We start from the raw sequence: 3,144 nt of genomic DNA, 5'->3' as shown, positions 1-3,144 counted from the left end.
GGTGGAGGTGCGGGTCTGGTCGGTCTCCGGCTGAGCCGGCCGGGCGGGCATCGAAATGCGTTGCCGGCCCGCCCGCGCCCGCCCTACCGTGATCGCGCAAGGTCAACCAGCCCGCCGGGAGTCAGTCATGTCGTTGTCGCACGTCACGTGCGCGTGGTCGACGCTGCCGCTCGATGGTTGCCGAGCTGAAGGTCCCCGGGACGGGTGGCCCGACTGACGCGTGCCCGCACGCGCTCCAGCCGCCCGTCCCCCAGCCGGACCGGGCGGCTTTTCGCTGTCCGACCCGGTCCGCCGCCGATCGTGAAGGGAGAACCCGGTGGACGCCGTCCTCGTCATCAACGCCGACCTCGGCCCGCTGCACCGGGTCACCGTCCAGCACGCGATCCGGATGCTGTGCCGCCGGGTCGCCGAGATCCACGAGGCCGAGCCGGACCAGGTGATCGGCGTCTTCCCGGTCCCCCGGGTGGTCCGCCTCGTCCGGTACGTGGTCACCCGCTGGCGGTTCCACGCCGGGCCGGCCTGGTCCCGCGCCGCCGTGCTGCGGCGCGACGACCGGTGCTGCGCGTACTGCGGCGGCCCGGCCAGCACCATCGACCACATCCTGCCCCGCTCGCGCGGCGGCCGGAACACCTGGAAGAACACGACCGCCGCCTGCTACGCCTGCAACCAGCGCAAGGGCGACCGGACGCCGGCCGAGGCGGGCATGCCGCTGCGGCGCGAGCCGGTGACGCCGAGCTGGGCCGCGTCGCCGGGCGGTGACCCGCCGGCCGGCGGCACAGGGGCCGCGTCGGAGGTACGCCTCCGGCGCGCGCCCGCCGGTCCCTGCGCCCCGGTCAGTCCGAGGAGACGGCCAGGCCGCGCAGCAGCAGGTCGAGTCCGCCGGCGAACTCCGCGTCCGGTCCCACCCGGCGGGCGTCGGCGGCGGTGGCCGACAGCTGCGGGAACTCCGCCGGGGACAGTCCCGCCATCGCGTCGGTGCCGCTGCCCGAGAGCGGGCCCAGGTGTTCGAGCTGGATCGCGCCGATGGCGTACCCGAGCAGGGCGCGCAGCGCGACCACCCGCCGGGTGCCGACGAAGCCCGCCTCGGCGAGGACGCCGAGCACGGTCTCCGTCCAGCGCAGCACGGTCGGCGACCGGTGCCGGTGCACGGGGAGCAGCGGCACCACGGCGGGATGTCGGCCGATCGCGGTCCGCATCCGCTGGACCAGCACGCTGACCCGGTCCTGCCAACTCCCGTCCGTCGCGGCGGCGGTGTCGATCGTGGACAGCACCTCCTCCACGACCAGCGCCTCCAGCTCGTCCCGGTCGGCGACGTAGCGGTAGAGGGCCATCGGGCTGGTGCCCAGCTCCTGGGCGACCGCCCGCATGGTGAGCGCGGGAAGGCCGTCGCGGTCGATGACGGCCAGCGCGGCCGAGGCGAGCTGGGCCGGGGTGAGTGAGCGGGGGCGAGGCATGGCCTTGAAAGCGTACAACGTAAGCCTAACCCTGTAGGAGTACGTCGTACGCCTACGACAGGGAGGCAACCATGTCCCGTCCGTCCGCCCCCGGTTCGACCGTGTCCCGCCGTCGACTCACCCCGGTTTCCGGCCCGCCGGTCGCCGTCCCCGACGCCGAACGCCTGGTCCACCTCCAGTTCCGCCGGTTCGCCGGCTGCCCGGTCTGCAACCTGCACCTGCGCTCGATCGTCCGTCGGCACGCCGAGATCGAAGCGGCCGGGGTACGCGAGGTCGTGGTCTTCCACTCCCCCGCCGACGAATTGCGGGAGCACACCGACGACCTGCCCTTCGCCGTCATCGCCGACCCCGACAAGCGGCTCTACCGCGAGTTCGGCGTCGAGCCGTCCGTGCGCGCACTGCTCAGCCCACGCGCCTGGCTGCCGATCCTGCGCGCGGTGCTGCGCAGCTCGTGGGCCGTCCTGCGGGGCCGGGAGCGCCCACCGGCGGCCGTCCCGCACGGCGGGCGGTTCGGGCTCCCCGCCGACTTCCTGATCGCCCCGGACGGCTCGGTCCTGGCCAGCAGGCACGGCCAGCACGTCTACGACCAGTGGTCGGTCGACGAGCTGCTGAGGCTCGTCACGTCGCCCTCGACGCCGCAGGCTCCCCGGGCCGGCGGCTGACGGAACCCCCGGACGTCCTCACCGCCGAAGCTCACTGCCGCCCTGACCGGCCGAGGCGCCGGCGAAAGGGGGGTCGCCGACGCTACAGACCTGATGTCGTGGACGACTCACGGCCTCGGCAGGAACTCGCGGAGGTCCGCGGCCAGGCGGCTCATCTGCTCGCCGGCTTCGAGCCAGGTCGTGATCGGCGCCCGCCACGGGTCCGACTGCGACACCCAGGGTTGGAGGTCCCAGGTCAGTGCGACGTGGCCTCGGGAATGGAAGACGGCCCGGACAGCCAGGTGGTTCGTCCGCCACCGACGTTCCCCGGTCCAGCCCCGATACTCAGCGGCCAGCTGACCGATGAAATCAGGCAGCCAGGCGTCGTCCCAGACCCAGACCTCCACCCCGGGAAGCTCAGCACGCAGACCGTCGGCCCGGGCCTCGGCCGAGAAGCCGACGCCGTACTCGTCCGGGAAGTGGCGACTGTGCAGGCGGACGGACACGCCCGGATCCGCCTGGCATCGGATCGTCACGTCGAGCTCGTCGGCAGGCGGGCGAAGGTGCGGCACGGCAGGGACAGTAGAGCTTCGGGGGTACGCCTGACAGGCGCATTTCTCGCTCGCCGTCGACATGGCGATTCGGCTACGTCATCAGGTCCGTAGCGCCCGGGAGGTGTCCGAGGGTGCCGGACCGGACCTCTCGAAGCGACGGAACCACGATCAGGGGCGGTCGGACGGTGACCAGGCGAAGTTCGGCGCGCGTCGCTCGCGGTGGGCGGCGATCCCCTCGCGGGCCTCGCCGCTGTCCCGCACCTTCCGGTGCCACCAGGCGATCCGGGCGGCCCGGCCCGGTCGTCGACGATCTCCTTGGCGGCGGCGACGCTGAGCTGCGAGCGCTGTGCGATGGCGGTGGTGATCGCGGCTACCCGGCCGGCGAGGTCGTCGACCACCTCGTCCACCAGGCCGACCCGCAGCGCGCGCTCGGCGTCGATCAGCTCGGCGGTGAAGAGCAGGAACTTCGCGTCGCCGGGCCGACAGCCGGGTCAG

The 3,144-nt window shown here is 73.6% G+C and carries 3 protein-coding genes and 2 pseudogenes; 2 read left to right on the top strand and 3 right to left on the bottom strand.

The features are described from left to right. Positions 1-316 precede the first annotated feature (316 nt). Positions 317-745 (top strand): annotated as a pseudogene (locus JNW89_RS32530) (HNH endonuclease); the annotation flags it as partial. 88 nt (positions 746-833) lie between these two features. Here JNW89_RS32530 and JNW89_RS32525 read toward each other — a convergent pair. Next, positions 834-1,454, bottom strand: coding sequence for a TetR/AcrR family transcriptional regulator (locus JNW89_RS32525; RefSeq protein ID WP_238451966.1), 621 nt, complete (start codon positions 1,452-1,454; stop codon positions 834-836). Between the two features lie 71 nt (positions 1,455-1,525). On the opposite strand from JNW89_RS32525, the gene JNW89_RS32520 reads away from it, so the two are divergent. Then, positions 1,526-2,116, top strand: coding sequence for a peroxiredoxin-like family protein (locus tag JNW89_RS32520; RefSeq protein WP_238451965.1), 591 nt, complete (start codon positions 1,526-1,528; stop codon positions 2,114-2,116). A 107-nt stretch (positions 2,117-2,223) separates the two neighbouring features. On the opposite strand, the gene JNW89_RS32515 is transcribed toward JNW89_RS32520, so the two are convergent. Both JNW89_RS32515 and JNW89_RS32510 read right to left on the bottom strand, forming a co-directional pair. Then, positions 2,224-2,631, bottom strand: coding sequence for a DUF6228 family protein (locus JNW89_RS32515; protein WP_309140050.1), 408 nt, complete (start codon positions 2,629-2,631; stop codon positions 2,224-2,226). Positions 2,632-2,817: 186 nt separating this feature from the next. Then, positions 2,818-3,128 (bottom strand): annotated as a pseudogene (locus JNW89_RS32510) (enoyl-CoA hydratase/isomerase family protein); the annotation flags it as partial. Between the last annotated feature and the right edge of the window lie 16 nt (positions 3,129-3,144).

It is taken from the genome of Micromonospora sp. 4G55 (assembly GCF_016803375.1).
The sequence above is the reverse complement of the archived record's forward strand: the minus strand, read 5'-3'. Positions and strand labels throughout refer to the sequence as shown.

What these genes read in the sequence shown, in the direction of transcription:
- JNW89_RS32525 (WP_238451966.1), bottom strand. Translation starts at nt 1,454, where the DNA reads ATGCCTCGCCCCCGCTCACTCACCCCGGCCCAGCTCGCCTCGGCCGCG.
- JNW89_RS32520 (WP_238451965.1), top strand. Translation starts at nt 1,526, where the DNA reads ATGTCCCGTCCGTCCGCCCCCGGTTCGACCGTGTCCCGCCGTCGACTC.